The sequence below is a fragment of the Halomonas sp. B23F22_20 genome (genome assembly GCF_043496985.1).
Classification (GTDB): domain Bacteria; phylum Pseudomonadota; class Gammaproteobacteria; order Pseudomonadales; family Halomonadaceae; genus Halomonas.
Genome location: NZ_JBIEKH010000002.1, coordinates 217247 through 238324, shown reverse-complemented (window position 1 = coordinate 238324; position 21078 = coordinate 217247). Strand labels below are relative to the sequence as shown.

The window sequence follows — 21078 nt, the reverse complement described above, 5'->3', positions numbered from 1 at the left end:
GCGTCTACTCCGCTTGATACTCGGCCATAAGCCCTAGAGGACTCCCCCATGACCACCACAACCGCAGAAGCACCGACCATGAACCAGACCTGGCAGACCCTGTGCACCAAGGCCGACCTGGTCCCCCACTCCGGCGTCGCCGCCTGGATCGAGACCGCCGACGGTCCGGCCCAGGTCGCGCTGTTCTATTTACCCGACCCGAACACGCCGGAAAAGACAGTACCCGGCTCGAACACGCCGCAGACCGGCCATTTGCCCGAGCTCTACGCTGTGGACCATCGCGACCCATTCTCCGGCGCCAACGTCATCGCCCGCGGCATCGTCGGCGACGTCCAGGGCGCGCCGGTGGTGGCCTCGCCGCTGTACAAGCAGCACTTCCGCCTCACCGATGGCCAGTGCCTGGAAGATGAAACGGTCCGCCTGAGGACCTGGCCACTGCGCCTCGACGGCGACGAGGTACAGATCCTGGTCTGACCCCGGCCATCGCCGATACTTTCGTCGAGCTGCGACAAAAGGTCCTGCCGGGGAGCGCGCCCGGCAGGACCTTTCCGATTACCATGACGCCCCGATCGCCCCCTGATCGTGGATGACGATGTCCCGAACCGCCCCGTCGAACCCGCTGCCCTATCGCCTCGCCGCCGGACTGGCGCTGCTGGCGATGATCATGCTGTTCGCCGGGCCGCTGACCTCCCAGCTCCAGGCCGCCGACCACCATCACCCTCCCGGCGAGCACGAGGCGGGCCACTCCCACGGCGCCATGCCGGGCATGCCGACGTCGGGCGACGGGGCCGCCGTCTTCCGCTGGTTCGAGCCATGCGGCTACTGCGCCCTCTGGCAGCAGTTTCCCTCGGCGCATGTCGCCCTTCCCGCCATCGCCCGCGAGGCGCTGAAGCCGGCGTGTAGTCACTTCCAGCCGGCAAGACCGGCCGCCACCCGAAGCGTGGCCGACCCCGGGGCACGACCGCGCCCCCCCCCCCGCCTCTCTTGATGCCTGCTGACCGCTGATCCCTTCCCGGCCCCGGCCACGACGCCGAGCGTCGCGCTGCCACCTGCCCGGAAAGACCACCGATTCGACATCAAGGGAAGCTCATGCCCATGATTTCTCACGACCGCGCGCCGAGTGCGCGGTCGATGCCCGCGCGTGTCATCACGCCCTTCACCCGACGCGGCGCGCTAGCCACTACGCTGAGCGTGGCGACCATCCTGCTCACGGCCCCGTGCCTGGCCCAGGGCGCCAACCCCTCTGCGGAACACGAAGACCTGAAGCCGCTGGTCGTCACCGCGGTGCCGCTCAGCTCGCCGATCACGGTCGAGACCGATCCACGGCAGCCGCGCCAGCCCGCGCCGGCGAGTGATGGCGCCGACTACCTGAAGACCATCCCCGGCTTCGCCGCCATCCGCAACGGCGGCACCAACGGCGACCCGGTCTTCCGCGGCATGTTCGGCTCGCGGCTGCAGATCCTGACCAACGGCAGCGAGATGCTAGGCGCCTGCCCCAACCGCATGGACGCGCCGACCTCCTATATCTCGCCCGAGACCTACGACCGCCTGACCGTGACCAAGGGCCCGCAGTCGGTGATCTGGGGTCCGGGGGCTTCGGCCGCGACGATCCGCTTCGACCGCGGCCCGGAGCGCTTCGACGCCCCGGGCGTTCGCGTCGACGGCAGCGTCATGACCGGCACCTACGGACGCCTCGACCGCCGCCTCGATGCCACGGCGGGCAGCCGGGACGGCTATCTGCGCGTAATCGGCAACGAATCCGAGGCCAACGACTACCAGGATGGCGACGGCGACACCGTGCCCTCGCGGTGGGACAAGTGGAACACCGATGTGGCGCTCGGCTGGACGCCGGACGACGATACCTGGCTGGAGATCAGCGCCGGCCGCGGCGACGGCGAGGCCCGCTACGCCGGGCGACGCATGGACGGCAGCCAGTTCCTGCGCGAGACTGCCGGCCTGCGCCTCGAGAAGACGAACCTCGGCGAGCACTGGCGCAGGCTGGAGTTTCAGGCCAACTACGCCTACGCCGATCACGTCATGGACAACGTCAGCCTGCGCGACCCCGCGCCCATGGAAGGCATGGGCGGCGGCATGGCCATGGGTAGCAGGAGCATGAGCGACGGCATGGCGATGCGGCTGGATAATCGCACGCGCAGCGCGCGACTCGCCTCGACCTGGGAATGGGACGACATCAGCTGGATCGCCGGCGTCGATGCCCGGCGCCAGGAGCATCGCCGCCACGATGACGGCCTCTGGAACAGCGACTACGGCCGGACCCGGTTCGGCGTCTTCCAGCGGCTGACCTGGCAGGCCAGCGATCAGGGCCGCGTGATCGGCGGCATGCGCCTCGACCGCTATCGCGTGGAGGACCGGAACGACGACACCGCCACGGCCGGCGATACACGGCGCCGCACCCTGCCCGGGGGCTTCGTGCGCTACGAACGCGATCTCGCTGCCCTCCCGGCGACCTGGTACGCCGGCATCGGTCACGTGCAGCGCTTTCCCGACTACTGGGAGCTCAAGCCTGACCAGAACGGCCCCAACGGCAGCCTGAACGCCTTCGACGGCGTCGCCCCGGAGAAGACCACCCAGCTCGATATCGGCGCCCAGTACCGGGGCGAACGCACCCGCGCCTGGGTCTCGGGCTACGTCGGCCACGTCGAGGACTTCATCCTCTTCGACTATGCCGATGTCAGGACCCGCGTCGACAACGTCGACGCCCGGATCGCCGGCGCCGAGCTGGGCATCGCCCATGACCTGACCCTGCACTGGACCGGCGAGGCGAACCTGGCCTACGCCTGGGGGCACAACGCTGGCGACGACGAGCCGCTGCCCCAGATACCGCCACTGGAGGCCCGTTTCGGCCTGACCTACGAGCGACACGACGTCTCGCTCGGCGCCCTGTGGCGCCTGGTGGCCCCGCAGCATCGCATCGCCCTCGAGAAGGGCAACGTGGTCGGCCAGGACCTGGGCGACGCCGCCGGCTTCGGTGTCTTCTCGCTCAACGGCACCTACCGCCTCGATCCCCGCTTCACGCTCAGCGCCGGCGTCGACAACCTGTTCGACAAGACCTACAGCGAGCACCTCAATCTGGCCGGCAGTGCCGGCTTCGGCTACCCCGCCGAGACCCGCGTCAACGATCCCGGGCGGATGCTCTGGACCCGGCTCGATTTCCACTTCTAGGGCCGCGTGGCGCCCGCCCACGGCGGGCGCCCTCCTGTCGCATACCACCGCGTCCAGTCCCCTTCCCCCGGAGAAGCCCCCGGCACCGATCCGCCGAACGTTGAGACAGCATCGATCAGCAGGTGATTGTGCAAAGCAGCGGGATTGGGCCATGCTTGGAGCGAAAGCCCTTTGTGACGGTCCCATGAAAACGGAGGTGAGCACGACACTATCCCACAGCCCTGCACGTCGCGCCTGTCACGGAACTGACACCCCGCGCTGACAGTGTCGACATCGAGGCGTCATCTTTGACGTCGATCCGGTGACTATCAGGAGAGCTGCGCCGATGGTACGCATCGACAAGAAAGCCACCCGGCTTTACGTGCTGGACACCAACGTCCTGATCCACGACCCCGCCGCCCTCTATCAGTTTGATGAGCACGAAGTGGTCATCCCGATGACCGTGCTCGAGGAGCTCGACAAGCACAAGAACGGCATCCGCGAGATCGCCCATACCGCCCGGCAGGTCAGCCGGACCCTTTCGGACCTCACCACCAATGTCGATCTCGGCCAGATTCGCGACGGCATTCCCATCCCTCGCCTCACCGGCCCCGAGGGGCGGCTGCGACTGCTCTGCTACGACGACCTCTCGATCCCGGACCATCTGGAGGACAGCCCCGACAATCGTCTGCTCACCGAGACCTGCCGCCTGCGCGACGAGCGCCCCGACGCCTCGGTGATCCTGGTCACCAAGGATATCAACCTGCGGGTCAAGGCTGCGGCGGTGGGCGTGCCGGTGGAAGACTACCTCACCGATCGCGCCTTCGACGACAGCGATGCCATGCTCGGCGGCGCCCGCGTCTATCCCGAAGCGGGCCACGACGGCAGTGGCCTGTGGGAAAGCCTCAAGACCGAGGTGAAGGTCGATCGCGAGGACAACGGCCGCGTGGTCTATCGCCTGACCGGCGAGATCCCCGCCGACTGGCACCTGGGCATGCTGGTCTCCGACAGCGATGACGAGGCCAGCTTCGAGGCAGTGATCCGCGACCTCGGGCCGAAACACGCCCATCTCGAGCTGCTCACCAACTATCGGCACGGTGCCAGCGTATGGGGGGTACACGCCCATGACAGCCGACAGAACTTCACCCTTAACCTGCTGATGGACGACGACATCGACCTGGTCACCATCGCCGGCAGCGCCGGCACCGGCAAGACCTTCATGACGCTCGCCGCCGCCTTCCAGCAGACCCTGGACGCCAAGCGCTTCGAGCGCATCGTCTTCACCCGAGCGCCGATCTCGATGAGCGAGGACATCGGTTACCTGCCCGGCACGGAGGAGGAGAAGATGTCGCCCTGGATGGGCGCCTTCCACGACAACATGGACAACCTGCTGCGCGACGAGCACGACGGCAGCACCGCCTGGAACCAGGAAGCCACTCGCCAGCTGCTCGGCTCGCGGGTACAGATTCGCGCCCCGGGCTTCATGCGCGGCCGCACTCTCAACGACACCTTCCTGATCATCGACGAGGCACAGAACTTCACGCCCAAGCAGCTCAAGTCGCTGCTCACACGCGCCGGGCGCAACACCAAAATCGTCTGCCTGGGAAACGTGGGGCAGATCGACACACCCTACCTCACCGCCAACACCTGCGGCATGGCCGCAGTGGTCCAGCGCTTCCGCGACTGGCCCCACGCCGGACATGTCACCCTGAAGAGCGTGGAGCGTTCACGCCTGGCGCTGGCCGGCGAGGAACTGCTCTAGCCTCCACCATCCGCTACTGAAACGATACGGGCCGACGCCGAAAGGGCGCCGGCCCGTCTGCGTGGTGGCCAAGGTCGCGCAGACAACGGGCGCGGAAGCGCTCAGCCGCCGCGGTTGACTGCTTTCTCGATCACCGCCTCACTTTCACTGCCGGGGCCCTTGCGCAAGACCGTCTGTGCCTCGTGGTAAAGACACACGAAGCGCTGGCAGGAAGCGCAATGCACATGGTCGTCGGGATTCTTCACACTGGAGACCCGCATCCGATGGCTGCCGCAGTTGGGGCAGGCCACGGGCAACCGAAAATCTTCGGAGAGTGTCATCGGCTCCTCCTGTCGATATGGATCACACCGCCCTATCCTGCCCCAGCCCACACCGCGTAGGCCAGTCATCTCGTCCTGGAGACGACGAAGCCGGTTGCCGCAATGGCCCTCCCCTTATGGGCACCGACGTGCAAGCTCATGTGAGCCAACGACAGGAGCCTGCTGTGATGACCGATGTCAATTTCCGGCAATGGTGGGCCTTGGCCGATGATCCAAGGCTTCGGAGCCATCGCGTGACATGAATACCAGCCATCGTCACCAACGAAGGGGGCGCCATATCCGCCTCCAGGCCTGAACCAACGAACCGACTTACCCTGTCGATTGCTTGATAAACAGATCGCTGTCATTCACTATGCCTTGGCACACTGACAGGATATGATCAATCTGTGCTTCGGTGACAGAGCTGTTCAATGAGAAACGAATGAGATTCTTTTTCTCAGTGGTAGCAGGGCTACAGAAAACCGCCCCAAAGACACCGCAATCCTCCAGATGATCCCTCACTCTTTCGGTGTTTCTTCTTTCCCCCGTCTCCAGCGCCACGATCTGGGACTGACTGCGAGTCTCAACACCTATCTCTCTCAGCCCTTCTCTCAACGTGCGTGAGTTATTGAAAAGTCGATCTCTCCTTTCATCCGACTTCTTGACGACATCAAGCGTCTCCTCTATTGCCTCTATCTCATAGGGCAATATGCAGGAACTGAATATGGCAGGAAACCCGACAAAGGGAATGCATTGATTGGCACTGTTGTTGACCCATATCGCGCCCGCACGATAGGCAAATGTCTTGGCAAGGCTGGCTGTCATGAAATCGACCTGGCGAGAAAGCCCTAACTCAGAGAGCAGGCCGCCCCCCTTTTCGCCATGTGTACCAAGAGAGTGCGACTCATCGACCAGAATGGCACAGCCAGTATCCTTGGCAATTCTTACCAGATCGACGAGGGGGGCCACCGTGCCAATGGTACTGTAGATAGAGTCGACTGCGATCAGCCCAGGGCCATAGCGCTTGATCTGTTTTATCAAATGATCACAGCTGTTATGCAGGAAAGGATGGATATTGGCATCGGCATAGCGAGCCCCTTCCCATATCGACATATGCGCAAAAAAATCTATGTAAACATTGCAACCGGGAGGACACACGGTTTGAAGCAACCCTGCATTGGCGTTCCAGCCAGACTGTGACAATAAACAGGAGTTGAAATTCACGTAGTCTGCAAGCTGATGTTCCAGGCTGGGTTTGGATGCTTCATCCTGCAGATAGATAGCGGACATGAACACGCTGTCCTGACTTTTCTCAATCGCTTCTTTTAAACGAGCCTGAATCGATGAATGATTGGCCAGGCTAAGATAATCATTGCTTTGCAGAACGATATCACCTTGGGAGGGCCGCCTTCCCAACACCAGATGTTTCCCGCTATCGTTTTGCTCTATAAGATCGTGAATAAAGCAATCCAGCCTATCCTGAAACACGTCAGGCAACTGAACTGCCTTGGCCTCCATTCCCATAGCACAAGACTCCTTTCCAATCCATCCATAGTGTCAAATGGCGAAACAGCAACATCGGTGCGCTTCGAGAGCTCATCCTTCTTCGTCTGGCAGCTCGGAAGTTACGGCACCTTTACGTCCGCCGCGACAGCCATCAAATCGAAAGGAGAAAGTCATCTACATGAAATACGAGAATGTCAATGAAACACAAAGAACCGTGTTTTCGCTTTCCCTAACGATGCATCAGGCGGCACAGTTCATCGTAGTTCACTAATTCAAGATCGTCACGTCTCGGTGAATAGAAAGAAGAACAAGCATTCTCTATGCTAATTTCGATATCCATTGACCAACAATACTTCGGTAGAAAGCCAGCCATTAGGCGTCTGCAGCGCCTCATTGCTAGCATGGACGACGCCGCCCTCTCATGCTTAAGTTCTCATCGCACCGGCCCACCGATAGCTCATTAGGCCGGCGGTGGGCCAACGGGCCGGTGACGACTCTCGTGTCGACACGATATCCAGAGACTCCCTTGCGATGGTTGAGACGTTGGATATCTTCACCATCGCTCAGCCGCTAGAGGGAGCCCGTCTCGTCACGCTCGCATAGAGCACGCCCCGGCCAGTCAAAGAGCCCGTCATCTGCCGAGGCGGCGCGTCTCAACGGGTCAGCCGTTCGGCGAGCCAACGGCCAATGTCGGCCACCTGCTGCGGGCAGACCGCATGGGCCATGGGATACTGGCGATAGTGGACGGGGTAACCCATGGCCTCGAGACGGTCGCGAGCGGCCAGGCCCAGCGCCTCGGGCACTACCGGGTCGAGATTGCCGTGGTGAATCTCGATGGGCAGGTCGCGATTGGCTGCCGCGGGCTCGAGGCTGTCGACCGTGGCCAGGTAAGTGGACATCGCCAGCAGCCCGCCCAGCCGCTCGGGGAAGGTGAGCGCCGCCTGGTATGCCACGGCACCGCCTTGAGAGAAGCCGGCCAAGATGATCCGCTCGGCGGGGATACCGTGCTCGATCTGCTCGCGAACGAGGCCCTGGATCCGCTCGGCGGAGGCCTTGAGCTGCGCCTCGTCGACTCGACGGTCAAGGCTCATTTCCTTGATGTCGTACCAAGCCGGCATGACCATGCCGCCGTTGATGGTCACCGGCAAGCGCGGCGCATGGGGCAGGATGAAGCGGGCATCGAGCCCCTCGGGCAGCCCCAGGGCGGGTACCAGCGGCTCGAAGTCGTGTCCGTCGGCCCCCAGGCCATGAAGGATGAACACGCAGGCATCGGCGGGTCGACCGCTACGCGGCTCGATGATCAGCTCGTCGGGTGCACTCATGGGCTCGTCTCCAGCACAAAAGCGACACCCTAGCGCAAAGCGCCCACGTCGGCGAGGGGTGTCAGAACGGCCAGACGAGCGGAATCAACACCAGCGCCACCGCCGCGGTCAGCAGATTCAGCGGCCCGCCCACGCGCAGGTAGTCCTTGAGGTGATAGCCCCCGGGGCCATAGACCATCAGGTTGGTCTGATAGCCAATCGGCGTCAGGAAGCTGGCCGAGGCGGCAAACATCACCGCCACCACGTAGGGCATGATGCTGACGCCCAGGTTCTCGGCGGCGGCAGTAACGATGGGAAAGGTGATCACCGCCGCGGCATTGTTAGTGACCAGTGAGGTCAGCAGCGCCACCATCACGTAGACGCCGGCCAACAGCAGCCAGGGACTGCCATCGATATAGGCCAGGCCGGCAGTGGCCATGCTCACCGCAGCGCCGGAACTCTCCAGCGCCGCTCCTAACCCGAAGGAGGCGGCAATGGTCAGCAGTACCCGAGTGTCCATGCCGCGCTTGGCAGCGCCCACCGAGCAGCAGCCGGTAAGCACCGAGGCCGCTGCACCGAGCATGGCGGCATTGAGCATGCTCATTACGCCGAAGGTGGCCAGCATCACCACGCCGAGCAGAATGCTCCAGGCCAGCCAGGCCTTTTCGTGATTGGGGCGCGCCGAGCCGTTGACCTGGCTGATCAGCAGGAAATCCCGCGACTGACGGTGGCGCTCGATGAACGGCGGTCGCGCCTCGAGCAACAGCACGTCCGCCGGTTGCAGGCGAATCTGCCCAAGGTTGCCGGCGACACGTTCGCCGCCCCGACACACCGCCAGCACCGCGGCCCCGTAAAGGGTACGAAAGTGTCCCTCACGGATACGCTGGCCGATGAACTGGCACTGATCCGAGACCACCGCCTCGACCAGGCGGCGTTCCTTGAAGTCCTTCTCCAGACTCGACTCGCCCTGGTGGGAGGGCATCAGGCCACGGATCTGCTGCAGCTCCACGGCGCCCGCCGAGGTCCCGGCGAACACCAGGCGATCATTGCCCTTTAGCTTCTCGCCGGGCCCCACCACGCTGACCACGTTGCCGCCGCGCTCGATCTCGACCAGAAACAGCTCCTGGAGGTGGCGCAAGCCGGCCTCCTCGACCGTCCGGTCGACCATCGGTCCATCGGGATCGACCTCCATCTCGATGGTGAACTCACGGGGATTCTCGAACACCTGGGTGGCGCTGCCGCGCTGGGCGAGCAGGTGGCGGCCCACTACCAGCAGGTAAGCGACGCCGACCACCGCCACCGGCACCCCGACCCAGGCGATGTCGAAGAGCCCCATGGCCAGCGACGGATAGCGCTCGATCAGCAGGCCATTGACCACCAGATTGGTGCTGGTGCCGAGCAGCGACACGGTGCCGCCGAGGATGGAAGCAAAGCTCAGCGGCATCAGAAAACGCGAGGCCGGCATTCCCAGGCGCCGGCTCCAGCCAAGCACCGCGGGAATATAGGTGGCCACGACGGGAGTATTGTTGAGAAAACCGCTGATGGCGGCCACCGGCAGCAACAAGCGACACTGCGCCCCGGCCTCGCTGGCGGGACGTCCCAGCACGTAACGGATGATCAGGTCGATGCCGCCGGTTTCGCGAATGCTGGCCACCAGTACGTACATGAAGGCCACGGTGAACAGACCGCTGTTGGAAAACCCTGCCAGCGCCTGGTTCGGGTCGATGACCCCCAGGGTCAGCAGCCCGATCACGGCTCCGAGCAGGATCATGTCGGTCCCGATCCGAGTCATCGCCATCAGGGTAAAGACGACGACCACCACGGCAATCGTCAGCCAGGCATCCAAGGGCATGAGGCATCCACGTGAAAAATGAGAAATCACCCCATTGTGACGGTACGCGAATATGCCTGAAAGTTATTTGTAGAAATTGATCTAGAAGAAAAAGAGATAAAAGAGGGAAGAGGGAAGAGGGAAGAGGGAAGAGGGAAGAGGGAAGAGGGAAGAGCAGAGTGCGCGGCGAGGCCACAACGCACAAGGCCCGCCGAGGCGGGCCTTGAGTCTCGCTACTCTGGGGTAGCGAACATCACGGTCAGACGCTTAGTCGATGACCTTGATGTTGGAAGCCTGCAGGCCTTTCTTGCCCTGAGTGACCTCGAAGGAAACCTTCTGGCCATCCTGCAGAGACTTGAAGCCGTCGGCTTGGATCTCGGAGAAGTGAGCGAACAGGTCGTCACCGTTGTCGTCCGGAGAGATGAAGCCGTAGCCTTTGGTGTCGTTGAACCACTTGACGGTACCGGTAGCCATGTTTCGAATGCCTCGAATAGCGTGATTTGTAGCCGGGGGAATACCCGAGTTGCAGTGGGTAAACAAGAAACTTTCACCGGGCGACCGACGCTATTCAGCCTTCGATGACCACTTGCGATGTTCGACTTGCCAACCAACTGCTTCCAGCATGCGCCCTCGAGGGGCGCAGGTCAAACACTATTTGCGTCGTGTGACAACCCCGTTACGTTTCCGCACACAGCCAGGCGGCCGCCTTCTCGGCGATCATCAGGGTCGGCGAGTTGGTGTTGCCGCTGGTGATGGTGGGCATCACGCCAGCATCCACCACGCGCAGCCCCTCCACGCCACGCACCCGCAGGTGCGAATCGACCACCGCCATGGGGTCATCGTCGCGGCCCATGGCGGTGGTGCCCACCGGGTGAAAGATAGTGGTGCCGATCTCGCCGGCCAGCCGCGCCAGATCCTCGTCACTCTCGTACTGCACCCCCGGCTTGACTTCCTCGGGCGCGTAGCGAGCGAAAGCCGGCTGTGCGGCGATGTGGCGAGTCAGGCGCAGGGAATCCGCGGCGACTCGGCGATCGTCCTCGGTTGCCAGGTAGTTGGGTGCGATACGCGGCGCCGCGGCCGGATCCCGCGAGGCGAGGCGCACCGTTCCGCGACTGGTGGGATTGAGATTGCACACGCTGGCGGTGATCGCCGGAAAGTCGTGCAGCGGCTGGCCGAAGGCTTCCAAGCTCAGCGGCTGGACGTGATATTCCAGGTTGGGATGAGCAAGTTCAGGCGAGCTGCGGGTGAAAGCGCCGAGCTGTGACGGCGCCATGCTCATGGGTCCCGAACGCTTCAGCAGGTACTCCAGGCCGATACGCGCCTTGCCGGCCCAGGTCCCGGCCAGGGTGTTGAGGGTCCGAGCGCCGGTAACCCGAAAGACGGCGCGAATCTGCAGGTGATCCTGAAGATTCTCCCCTACCCCGGGCAGGTCGTGGACCAGCGGGATGCCATGCTCGGCGAGCCGCGCCGCCGGCCCGATACCGGAGAGCTGCAGCAGCTGCGGCGAGCCGATGGCGCCGGCAGACAGCACCACGCCACGGTTCGCCGCCGCCTCGACGATCTCACCGTCCCGCATGACGCACACGCCGCTGCAGCGGGGTCGACCACCCTCTCCCGCCGTGAAGGTCAGCCGCTGCACCTGGCTGGAATGCCAGAGGGTCAGATTGGGACGCTTCTCGGCGCCACGCAGGAAAGCCTTGGCGGTATTCCAGCGAAAGCCCGAGCGCTGGTTGACCTCGAAGTAGTCAACGCCCTCGTTGCAGCCGCGGTTGAAGTCGTCGGTGCGTGGGATGCCCGCCTGGACGGCGGCCTCGGCGAAGTCATCCAGCACCTGCCACTTGAGGCGCTGTCGCTCCACCCGCCATTCGCCGCCGTGACCGTGGAAGTCGCGATGAGCGGCGTCGGCGTCGTCGCCGGGGTCCAGCCGGTAGTGATCTTCATGGCGCATGAAATCGGGCAGGCAGTTCTCCCAACGCCAGGCTTCGTCACCGGTGACCTCGGCCCAATGATCGTAGTCACGGGCCTGGCCACGCATGTAGATCATGCCGTTGATGCTCGAGCAGCCGCCCAGGGTCCTGCCGCGCGGATAGAGCAGCGAGCGGCCATTGAGCCCCGGTGTCGGCTCGGTGCGGAAGCGCCAGTCCGTGCGCGGGTTATCGATGCAGTAGAGATAGCCTACCGGGATGTGGATCCACGGGTAGCGGTCGCGGCCGCCGGCCTCGATCAGCAGCACCCGTCGCCGGGGGTCGGCGCTGAGGCGATTGGCGAGCAGGCAGCCGGCGGTACCGGCGCCCACGATAATATGGTCGAAGGTCGCGACGACGCTCACGGGGACTGTCTCCTTGTCGACTCCGGCGTCCAGCGTCGCGCGACCTCATCCGTCTGTCACTGCGGCCTTGGTCGAGACAGCAGCCGGACGCTCACAGCTCGTGGCCCAGCACCACGCGGCAGATGTCGGAGAAGCTGCGCGCCTCCGGCAACGTGGTCATGTCGCTGCCCAACGCCCGGCCAATGTCGGCCGCCGAAACCACGCCGCGGATGCGCCGCTGCCCTCGACGATCGGTCTCGGTGACCAGCAGATGCTGATCGCCGAAGGCCTCAAGGTCGCGCACCAGTTGGCCGATGGTCAGGCTCGCCATGCGCTCCATCGACAGTGACCGCAGCTCTGCGCAAGGAGTCTGCACCATGCGGGCGGTCACGTCCTCGCGGGCGATGCCGCTGCCCTGCATGGCCTGGGTGGTGCGACGACCGCCAATCACGTCGCGGGCGTTGAGCACGCCGAGACAGTCGCCGTCGTGGTCGACCACCAGCAGTAGGCGCACCCCGCCGTGCTCCATGACCTTGCGAGCATCGATGATCGAGGTGTCGGCCGGTACGGTGAGCGGGGCGACGTGCTGGAAATCCGTCAGTACCGTCAGTGCCGGGCTGTCCGGCGAAAGCCGCGGAGGAACCGGCTTGGCGATTGGAGTGTGCGCCGAAAGGGTGTCCAGGCGTGCGGGAGAAGTGGTCAGGGTAGGCATGATGTTTTGGCTCCTTTGACGGGCATCACCGGCAAGTCACGCCGGGTTATCCCTACACTGGACCTCCCCAGCTTAAGAGAACCTTAAGAGATTCGACGCCGCAGGCTCGCGATTGACAGTCCTCCGTCCGAGGCATGCAATGGCAGGCATTCCGCCGCAATGGAGTGCGACATGTCGCGACCGCCCCGCCGCTTTCTCGTCTATGCCCTGAGCCTGCTCGGGCTCGCCGTCTGCCTGCTCGGCCTGGCCCTGGCGCCGGGCTGGAACTGGGGGCTCGCCGCCCTGGCCTGCGCCTTGCTGGCCGCCATGGGTACCCACGATCTCATCCAGCGCCGGCACACGGTCAGCCGCAACTATCCGGTGACCGCCCACCTGCGCTACCTGCTGGAATCCTTCGGCCCCGAGATCCGCCAGTACTTCATCCAGCGCGACACCGAGGAAGTGCCCTTCTCACGGGAACAGCGCAGCCTGGTCTACCGGCGCGCCAAGGGCACCATCGACAAGCAGCCCTTCGGCTCGCTGCGCGACATGCAGGCGCCCGGCTACGAGTGGATGAACCACTCCCTGGCGCCGGCAGCGATCAGCGACAATGACTTTCGCGTCACCGTCGGTGCCGGCCGGGCCCGCCCCTACGCGGCCAGCGTGCTCAACGTCTCGGCGATGAGCTTCGGCGCCCTGTCGCCCAATGCCATCAGTGCCCTTAACGACGGCGCCCGGCGCGGCGGTTTCTACCATGACACCGGCGAAGGCGGCATCTCGCCCTATCACCGCCGCGGCGGCGACCTGGTGTGGGAGATCGGCTCCGGCTACTTCGGGTGCCGCGACGCCGAAGGCGGCTTCGACGCTCGGCGCTTCGCCGAGCAGGCCACCGATGACGCGATCAAGATGATCGAGATCAAGCTCTCCCAGGGCGCCAAGCCAGGCCATGGCGGCATCCTGCCCGGGGCCAAGGTAACCGCCGAGATCGCCGCCACCCGCGAGGTCCCCGAGGGACACGACGTGGTGTCGCCGGCGTCCCATAGCGCCTTCACCACGCCCCGCGAGCTGATCGACTTCATCTGCCGACTGCGCGAGCTCTCGGGCGGCAAACCGGTGGGCATCAAACTGGCCATCGGCCACCCCTGGGAGTGGTTCGCCCTGGTCAAGGCGATGCGCGAGCAAGGCGAGCACCCCGACTTCGTGGTGGTAGACGGCGGCCAGGGCGGCACCGGAGCCGCACCGCTGGAGTTCATCAACCGACTGGGCATGCCGCTCACCGACGCCCTGCTGCTGGTGCACAACGCTCTGGTCGGGGCCGGCCTGCGCGAAAAGGTGCGCGTCGGCGCCGCCGGCAAGGTGATCAGTGCCTTCGACGTCGCCCGCACCCTGGCGCTAGGCGCCGATTGGTGCAACTCGGCAAGGGGCTTCATGTTCTCGCTGGGCTGCATCCAGGCGCGCAGTTGCCACACCGACCGCTGTCCCAGCGGCGTGGCCACCCAGAATCGTCTGCGCGGCAGCCGGCTCGACGTACCGCTCAAGGCCGAGCGAGTCGAGCGCTTCCAGGCCAGCACCCGCGAGGCCCTGGCGGAGATGCTGGGTGCCGCCGGGCTGACGCATCCCTCCCAGCTGGGCCCAGAGCACATCAGCCGCCGAGTCTCGCGGCATGAGGTCAGAAGTTTTTCTACCCTCTTCGACCTGTTGGCGCCCGACGAACTGCTGGAAGGCGGCGCCTCCCGCCACCCGGTGTTCGCCGACTACTGGGACGCGGCCACGGCCGACAGCTGGGCGCCACCGATCGACCTCCAGCGCCTGCGCGACAGCAAGCTGGTGTAAGCAACACCCGGACGCTTATGAGCAACGCGCGAGATGCATCCGCCCTGCGGCGATGGTAGGCTACGCCCATTCCGGTCATGGGCTCACGCTATCGTCCCGTCAGACCGGACTACACCATCGCTGGGGAGTAGCTGGCTCACACCCGACGTGTGAGAGCGCCTGTCAACATAGTCGGCCAGATGCCGTGGCAGGTGCACCGGCGCGTCGCTCGATACGCTAACGTATCGCGCCGCGCCAGGTTGGCGAGACCATCGACGGTACGACGCCCAAGGTCGGGCGCGTCGTGTCGTCATGGTAAATCGCCCGACCGCTACGCGTGACTCCCATGACCCTGCTTTCCACCACCCTGCTCGCCTTCTCGATGTCCACCGATGCCTTCGCCGCGGCCGTCAGCAAGGGTGCCGCAGTCGAGCATCCACGTTTTCGGGAAGCCCTGCGCACCGGCCTGATCTTCGGCATCGTCGAGGGCCTGACGCCGCTGATCGGCTGGACCCTGGGCGTGGGCGCGGCCCACCATATCGCGGCCTGGGACCACTGGGTGGTGTTCGGTCTCCTGCTGGCCCTGGGGGTGCGCATGATCCTCGCCGGGCTGGCCACGCCGGAAACGGACGACGAAGCCCCCGCCGCCACTCCGGGTCGCTACGCCTGGTGGATGATCGCCGCCACCGCGGTGATCACCAGCATCGACGCCCTGACCGTGGGCATCGGCCTGGCCTTCATGGAAGCCAACATCCTGTTGACCGCCCTGGCGATCGGTGCCGCCACCACCCTGATGGCGACGCTTGGCGTGATGCTGGGCCGCCGCCTCGGCGTGCTGATCGGCCAGCGGGCCGAGGTGCTCGGCGGGGTGGTGCTGATCGGCATCGGCACCACCATCCTGACCCAGCACCTGGGGCTCTGGTGACCCTACTCTGGCTATCGCTGTTGGCCATGGCGAGGGCGCCGGGGACGGGTCGTCGAGGGGGTTTTTGGCCATGGGTGAGGCGGATTCCGCCGAACGGGTTGGCCAAGGATGGCCAGCACCGGTCCTGCTAGCGGCGCAGGATGCGAGAGCGCTGCAGGGCCAAAGTAGCGCCCAAGGAGGGGTTCATAGCGCCCCTCGTCGACCTGTCGCCGGATCAGCCCGAACGATGGAGTTATCTGCGATAACCCTGGTGACCCCGCCCCCTGTCTTTACCTTCTTGGTGCATCCTGACACCATGTCGCACCCTTTTTGCGCACGAAAGCGACAATGAAGACCTATTTCAACAAGATGCGCGGTAACCGCTATCGCCGCGACGACATCGACTGGCGCGACGCCTGCTGGTCCTGGCTCGGCGCCTTCATCGGCATGAGCGCCGTGGCCTGGCTCGGCGAGCAGTGGCTGGCCCACCACCTGCTGATCGTCGGCTCCTTCGGCGCCACCTCGGTGCTGATCTACGCCGCCCCCGAGAGCCCCTTCGCCCAGCCTCGCAACGTGCTGCTGGGCAGCGTGCTGTCGGCGCTGATCGGCGTGGGCTGTTTCCAGCTGCTGGGCGCCACGGCACTGACCGTGGCCCTGGCGGTATCACTGGCAGTACTGGTGATGCAGCTGACCCAGACCGTGCATCCCCCCGGCGCGGCCGCCGCACTGATCGCGGTGATCGGAGGCCCCGAGGTTCACGCCCTGGGCTGGGCCTTCCCGCTGGTGCCGGTGGGGCTCGGCTGCGTGGTGATGCTGCTGGTCGCCATCCTCGTCAACAACCTGGCCCGCCACCGCCGCTACCCCCGCCACTGGTAGCCCGCCCAGGGTAGCGTCGCGGCGCTCTCAGCCGCCCCGGCAGTCGCGCGTCAGGTCACGCTCGGGCTGCAGCACCCGCGTCTCCACGCCCAGCACGCCCAGCACGGTATGGAACAGGTTGGCGTGGCTCGCTGGCCGCTTGGCCCGTTCGGCCAGGCAACTGTCGTCCAGCCCTGCCGTGGCGTCGAACCCGGCTGACGACCACCACACCATCGGCACATGGGTCTGCTCGTCGGGCGCGATGGCATAGGGCAGGCCGTGGAGATACAGTCCGTGCTCGCCCAGCGACTCGCCGTGATCGGCGACATAGAGCATCGCCGTGTCCACCCCCGGCAGGGATGCGAGATCCCCGATCAAGCCGTCGAGCAGCGCATCGGTGTAGCGCACGGCGTTGTCGTAGCTGTTCACCACCGCCTGGCGATCGCACTGGCTCAGCTCGGCGCTGTCGCAGGTCGGAGTATAGACGCGGTAATCATCGGGATAGCGGGCATAGTAGCTGGGGCCGTGGTTACCGAGCTGATGCAGCACCAGCACCGTATCCCGGTCGACGCCTTTGGCCACCCGGGCCGCCTCCTCGAACAGGGCACCGTCCAGGCATTCGCCGTCCGGGCACTGGGCGGGATGATCCTGCGCGGCGATCTGGCGCGTTTCCACGCCCTGGCAGACGCCCTTGCAGCCGGACTGGTTGTCCAGCCACAGCACCCGAAAACCGGCATGGGACAGCACGTCCAGCAGCGATTCGTGGCTCTTGATCTCGCGCTCGCTCTGTTCGCCGCGGCCGCCCGGCGCGAACATGCAGGGCACCGACACCGCGGTGCTGGTGCCGCAGCTGCTGACGTCGGTGAAATTGACCAGGTCACGCTCGGCCAGCCGCGGCGTGGTCTGGCGTTCATAGCCGTCCAGCCCCCAGTCGGCGGCGCGCATCGTCTCGCCGACCACCAGCACCAGCAGGCGCGGCTTGTCGCCCTCCACGCCCTTCACCGCATCCTCGCCGAGCGGCAAACGCTCGGCAGGCAGCGGATCGCTGGCCGCCATCACCTGCCCGGTAGACACCAGCGCGTTGCCCGGCGTGACCAGGTAGCGCAGCGCTGGCCGATTGCGCATCTCCGAGGACAGCCCCTGATAGCCGATCATCAGCGACGCCGCCAGCACCGCCACGGCGCCGACCAGATAGCCCGAGCGACGCAGCAGCGCCCTTGGCCAGCGGCTCGCCGTCAATCGCACGCACCACAGCAGCAGTACCGGCAGGCCGGCATACAGCAGCAGGTACAGGGCAAATGACGGAGTCAGCAGCTCGCCGGCCTCGCGGGTGTCGGTCTGCAGCACGTTGTCGATCATGGTGGTATCGAAGTGCGTGCCATAGCGAGTAGTGAAGTAGTTCACCACCGCGGCGAGGATCACCAGCAGGCTCAGCAGCGGCCGCACCGTGTGGCGTGTCATGAACGGCAGGAACACCACGAACTGCAGGACGGTCAACACCAGGGCCTCCACCGACAGGCTTTCCCAGGCGGCCACCGAAACGAGCGGCGCGTCCGCCAGCATGCCGTGCCAGAAAGGCCCGTTGTAGAGCAGCGTGAAGACCACGCAGACCAGCAGGGTCAGCGCTTCGGGGGACAACCGAGGAGACGGCAGCCAACGCCGGGTGCGACGAAGGCCCGGGGCATCGGGGAGTGACATCATGCGGGGGTCTCTGCGAGCGTAAGGGAGGTAACGGGTCGACCCGACAGCAGCCAATGGGCCGCCACGGCGCTGATCGTGGTGCACAGCATCAGCGTCCAGAGGTCATGGGAGAGAAAGTGAGCGCCGCGCAGCTGCTGGGCGACGCCGAAGACGAGCCCCAACCCCAGGCCGACGGCCAGCCCCCACCAGCGCCAGCGCGGCTGAACGGCCGTGAGGAAGGGAAACAGCGCGACCCAGGCATAGCCAGCGCTGGCATGCCCGGCGGGAAAACAGGCGGTGTCGGGAAAACCCGCCGGGCGCGCCTCGAACAGGCCGATGAACGGCGCCCAGCCACCGTAGCGCGTCAGGTCCCAGGGGCACTCCATGCTGACCAGCTGCTTGAGGGTCGATACCGCCAGCGTCGACCCGGCCACCGCCAGGAACAGGAACCACAGCGGGCGCCGCCAGGGGCGCAGCGGCGCCAGCCCGTGGCTCAGCGCCAGCGCCAGGATCACCGCGCCGCCCATGGCCTGGCTGAGATCGCGACCGCCCTCATGCAACAGGGCCTCGGTGAGCGCACCATGGCGGAGCGACCACTCGCCGCCTTCGAGCCGGTAGAAGAAATCGGCGAGGCGGAAGTCGAGCCCCAGCCGCGCGAATGCCAGCATCAGCGCGGCAAAGCCCGCCCAGGCCAGCAGCAGGCGAGGCCAGAAGACAGACAAGCGAGAAGGTGGCAGGGAAGTCGGCATGGTAGCCCCGAGGCGAGGAGGAAAACGCCACGTATCCTGCGCCTCCAGGCTTACCCGGGACTTAATCCAAACTTAACCAGGCCTTAACGTGGCCATGTTGCGGCGTCGCCGGGCAACGACTCCCGCCAAGCCGCGATTGTCGGCTACCATGGCGCCAGACGGGGCACGCCGCTCTGCCAGGCCGCCCGCCTCTCATCTGCACGACTGTTCTGCACATTCAGGAAGCGCCTCGACAATGACGTCCGCCGACATCCCCCGCTCCGACCCCGCCGCGTCCCCCGCCCTTCCGGACGTGCTCGCCGGCCCCATCCTGCGCCGCCTTGACCCGAATCGCCTGCGGATCTGGCTAGTAGGCTCGCGCCATCTGGAAGGCAAACTGCTGCTGCACCCTGCGGGTCACGGCCCGCGCCGGTTGAGCCTGAACGATCATCGGGTCCGCCGCCTGCCACTGGGCCGCCATGCGGTGCTGCACCTGATCGACGTCGCGCTGGAGACGCCGCTGCCCACCGGCGTGGTGATCGATTACGACCTGCGCCTAGCCTCTGGCGGCGGCGTCGAGGCCGGCATCGCCGACTGGGCCCCGCACCTGCTGCACGAGGGCGCACGGCGCCCCTGCTTCGTGCTCGCCGAGAGCCATCGTCGCCTGCTGCACGGCTCCTGCCGGCGGCCCCACCACGATGGCCCGGACGCCCTGGTGCGCGCCGACGCCTGGCTCGCCGAGCGCCGCGATGACGCCGAGGCCTGGCCGGCCTGGCTGCTGATGACCGGTGACCAGATCTATGCCGACGACGTGGCCGGCCCCACCCTGGTGGCGATCCACGCCCTGATACGCCGTCTGGGCCTGTTCGACGAGCCGCTGGAGGGCGCCACTGTCAGCGACAGCCAGGGCCTCTACGCCGCCGAGTCGACCTACTACCGCCGCGAGGCGCTGCTGCCCGACGTGGACAGCAGCGACGACCTGCGCGAACGCGTCTTCGCCGGCGCCCGCAAGCCGGTGTTCACCTCGGCCCACGCCCATAACCACCTGATGACCTTCGCCGAGGTCATGGCCATGTACCTGCTGGTGTGGTCCCCGGTGCCCTGGCGGCTGGTGGAGATCGCCGCGCCGTCGCTGGACGAGGCGAACGCCACGGCCTTCGCCGACGAGGCCGCGGTCATGGAGCGCTTCGTCGAGGGACTGCCCGCCGCCGCCCGTCTGCTCGCCCATGTGCCGTCGCTGATGATCTTCGACGACCACGACGTCACCGACGACTGGAATCTCACCGCCGACTGGGAGGCCTGCGCCTACGGCCACCCCTTCTCGCGGCGCATCCTCGGCAACGCCTTGCTGGCCTACCTGCTGTGCCAGGGCTGGGGAAACGACCCGGACCGCCTGGCCGCGCCAATGGACGAGGCCGCCGCCCTGCTCGACGCCGCCGAGGCGTCCGACGGCTGGCTGTCCGCCGAAGCCCATGACACCTGCATTCACCACCTGCAGCGCTTCGAGGGCTGGGAATTCCAGGTGCCGGGGACCCCCAAGCTGGTGGTGCTGGACACCCGCACCCGCCGCTGGCGCAGTGAACGCAGCCCGCGAAGACCCTCGGGGCTGATGGACTGGGAAGCGCTCTCGGACTTCCAGCAGGAGCTGCTCGATGCCCCCTCGGTGATCATCGTCTCGCCGGCGCCGATGTTCGGCGTCAAGCTGATCGAGGGCATCCAGAAGCTGTTCACCCTGATCGGCAAGCCACTGCTGGTGGACGCCGAGAACTGGATGGCACACCGCGGCGCGGCCAGCGTGATGCTGAACATCTTCCGCCACTCGCGGACCCCAGGGCACTACGTCGTGCTCTCCGGCGACGTGCACTACTCCTTCGCCTACGACATCCGCATCCGCCATCGCCGCTCCGGCCCACGTATCTGGCAGATCACCTCCAGCGGGCTCAAGAACGCCTTCCCCGACACCCTGCTGGACGCCTTCGACCGCGCCAATCGCTGGCTGTACTCGCCGCGCTCGCCGCTCAACTGGTTCACCCAGCGCCGGCCGATGCGCATCAAGCCCCGCGACCCGGACCGTGCCCGGGCCGGGGAACGGCTGTGGAACGGCGCCGGCATCGGCCTGGTGGAACTGGACGACCAGGGCCGCCCCAGCGAGATCCGCCAGCTCGACGCCCGAGGCTTCGACGTGACCTTCCCGCCCCCGCCGGACAAAGACTGAGCGGGGACGGTACAGCCGGATTCC

The 21078-nt window shown here is 65.9% G+C and carries 17 protein-coding genes; 8 read left to right on the top strand and 9 right to left on the bottom strand.

Annotation, left to right across the window (positions count from 1 at the left end; all coding sequences use genetic code 11):
• Nucleotides 1-48 precede the first annotated feature (48 nt).
• From nirD to ACGTN6_RS02195, 4 genes are all read left to right on the top strand, one after another.
• Nucleotides 49-474 carry a nitrite reductase small subunit NirD gene (nirD, locus tag ACGTN6_RS02210; protein ID WP_394589591.1) on the top strand — a complete coding sequence of 142 codons (426 nt, stop codon included), beginning with the start codon at nt 49-51 and terminating at the stop codon, nt 472-474.
• Between the two features lie 118 nt (nt 475-592).
• Nucleotides 593-988 carry a DUF2946 family protein gene (locus ACGTN6_RS02205; protein WP_394589590.1) on the top strand — a complete coding sequence of 132 codons (396 nt, stop codon included), beginning with the start codon at nt 593-595 and terminating at the stop codon, nt 986-988.
• A gap of 101 nt (nt 989-1089) precedes the next feature.
• On the top strand, nt 1090-3183 hold the full coding sequence (locus ACGTN6_RS02200) for a TonB-dependent copper receptor (RefSeq protein ID WP_394589589.1): 2094 nt from the start codon (nt 1090-1092) through the stop codon (nt 3181-3183).
• A 325-nt stretch (nt 3184-3508) separates the two neighbouring features.
• Nucleotides 3509-4924: a PhoH family protein gene (locus tag ACGTN6_RS02195; RefSeq protein WP_394589588.1), complete on the top strand. Its 1416-nt coding sequence runs from the start codon at nt 3509-3511 to the stop codon at nt 4922-4924.
• 101 nt (nt 4925-5025) lie between these two features.
• On the opposite strand, the gene ACGTN6_RS02190 is transcribed toward ACGTN6_RS02195, so the two are convergent.
• From ACGTN6_RS02190 to ACGTN6_RS02160, 7 genes are all read right to left on the bottom strand, one after another.
• Entirely contained in the window at nt 5026-5244 is a 219-nt protein-coding gene (locus tag ACGTN6_RS02190; RefSeq protein WP_394589587.1) for a hypothetical protein, read from the bottom strand.
• Between the two features lie 309 nt (nt 5245-5553).
• Nucleotides 5554-6747 (bottom strand): alpha-hydroxyketone-type quorum-sensing autoinducer synthase, encoded by a 1194-nt coding sequence (cqsA, locus tag ACGTN6_RS02185; protein ID WP_394589586.1) that lies wholly within the window; start codon nt 6745-6747, stop codon nt 5554-5556.
• 635 nt (nt 6748-7382) lie between these two features.
• A complete protein-coding gene (locus ACGTN6_RS02180) occupies nt 7383-8051 on the bottom strand; it encodes an alpha/beta hydrolase (protein ID WP_394589585.1) in 669 nt (222 codons plus the stop codon).
• A gap of 61 nt (nt 8052-8112) precedes the next feature.
• Nucleotides 8113-9882: an SLC13 family permease gene (locus ACGTN6_RS02175; protein WP_394589584.1), complete on the bottom strand. Its 1770-nt coding sequence runs from the start codon at nt 9880-9882 to the stop codon at nt 8113-8115.
• 246 nt (nt 9883-10128) lie between these two features.
• Nucleotides 10129-10335 (bottom strand): cold-shock protein, encoded by a 207-nt coding sequence (locus tag ACGTN6_RS02170; RefSeq protein WP_045994373.1) that lies wholly within the window; start codon nt 10333-10335, stop codon nt 10129-10131.
• A gap of 202 nt (nt 10336-10537) precedes the next feature.
• Nucleotides 10538-12190, bottom strand: a complete 1653-nt coding sequence (locus tag ACGTN6_RS02165) for a GMC family oxidoreductase (RefSeq protein ID WP_394589583.1) — start codon at nt 12188-12190, stop codon at nt 10538-10540.
• A gap of 91 nt (nt 12191-12281) precedes the next feature.
• Nucleotides 12282-12881 (bottom strand): CBS domain-containing protein, encoded by a 600-nt coding sequence (locus ACGTN6_RS02160; protein WP_394589582.1) that lies wholly within the window; start codon nt 12879-12881, stop codon nt 12282-12284.
• A gap of 171 nt (nt 12882-13052) precedes the next feature.
• On the opposite strand from ACGTN6_RS02160, the gene ACGTN6_RS02155 reads away from it, so the two are divergent.
• The 3 genes from ACGTN6_RS02155 to ACGTN6_RS02145 all read left to right on the top strand — a co-directional run bounded on the left by ACGTN6_RS02155 (nt 13053) and on the right by ACGTN6_RS02145 (nt 16452).
• Nucleotides 13053-14693 (top strand): FMN-binding glutamate synthase family protein, encoded by a 1641-nt coding sequence (locus ACGTN6_RS02155; protein WP_394589581.1) that lies wholly within the window; start codon nt 13053-13055, stop codon nt 14691-14693.
• Nucleotides 14694-15018: 325 nt separating this feature from the next.
• Nucleotides 15019-15597, top strand: coding sequence for a manganese efflux pump MntP (gene mntP, locus ACGTN6_RS02150; RefSeq protein ID WP_394589580.1), 579 nt, complete (start codon nt 15019-15021; stop codon nt 15595-15597).
• 327 nt (nt 15598-15924) lie between these two features.
• On the top strand, nt 15925-16452 hold the full coding sequence (locus ACGTN6_RS02145; RefSeq protein ID WP_183388264.1) for an HPP family protein: 528 nt from the start codon (nt 15925-15927) through the stop codon (nt 16450-16452).
• A 27-nt stretch (nt 16453-16479) separates the two neighbouring features.
• Here ACGTN6_RS02145 and ACGTN6_RS02140 read toward each other — a convergent pair whose 3' ends face one another.
• Both ACGTN6_RS02140 and ACGTN6_RS02135 read right to left on the bottom strand, forming a co-directional pair.
• On the bottom strand, nt 16480-18132 hold the full coding sequence (locus tag ACGTN6_RS02140) for a phosphoethanolamine transferase (protein ID WP_394589579.1): 1653 nt from the start codon (nt 18130-18132) through the stop codon (nt 16480-16482).
• A complete protein-coding gene (locus ACGTN6_RS02135; RefSeq protein WP_183388265.1) occupies nt 18129-18860 on the bottom strand; it encodes a phosphatase PAP2 family protein in 732 nt (243 codons plus the stop codon). Before ACGTN6_RS02135 ends, ACGTN6_RS02140 begins: the two co-directional genes overlap by 4 nt.
• Before the next feature lie 235 nt (nt 18861-19095).
• Between ACGTN6_RS02135 and ACGTN6_RS02130 the strand changes: the two genes are divergently transcribed.
• Nucleotides 19096-21054 carry a metallophosphoesterase family protein gene (locus ACGTN6_RS02130; protein ID WP_394589578.1) on the top strand — a complete coding sequence of 653 codons (1959 nt, stop codon included), beginning with the start codon at nt 19096-19098 and terminating at the stop codon, nt 21052-21054.
• The last annotated feature ends 24 nt before the right edge of the window (nt 21055-21078 follow it).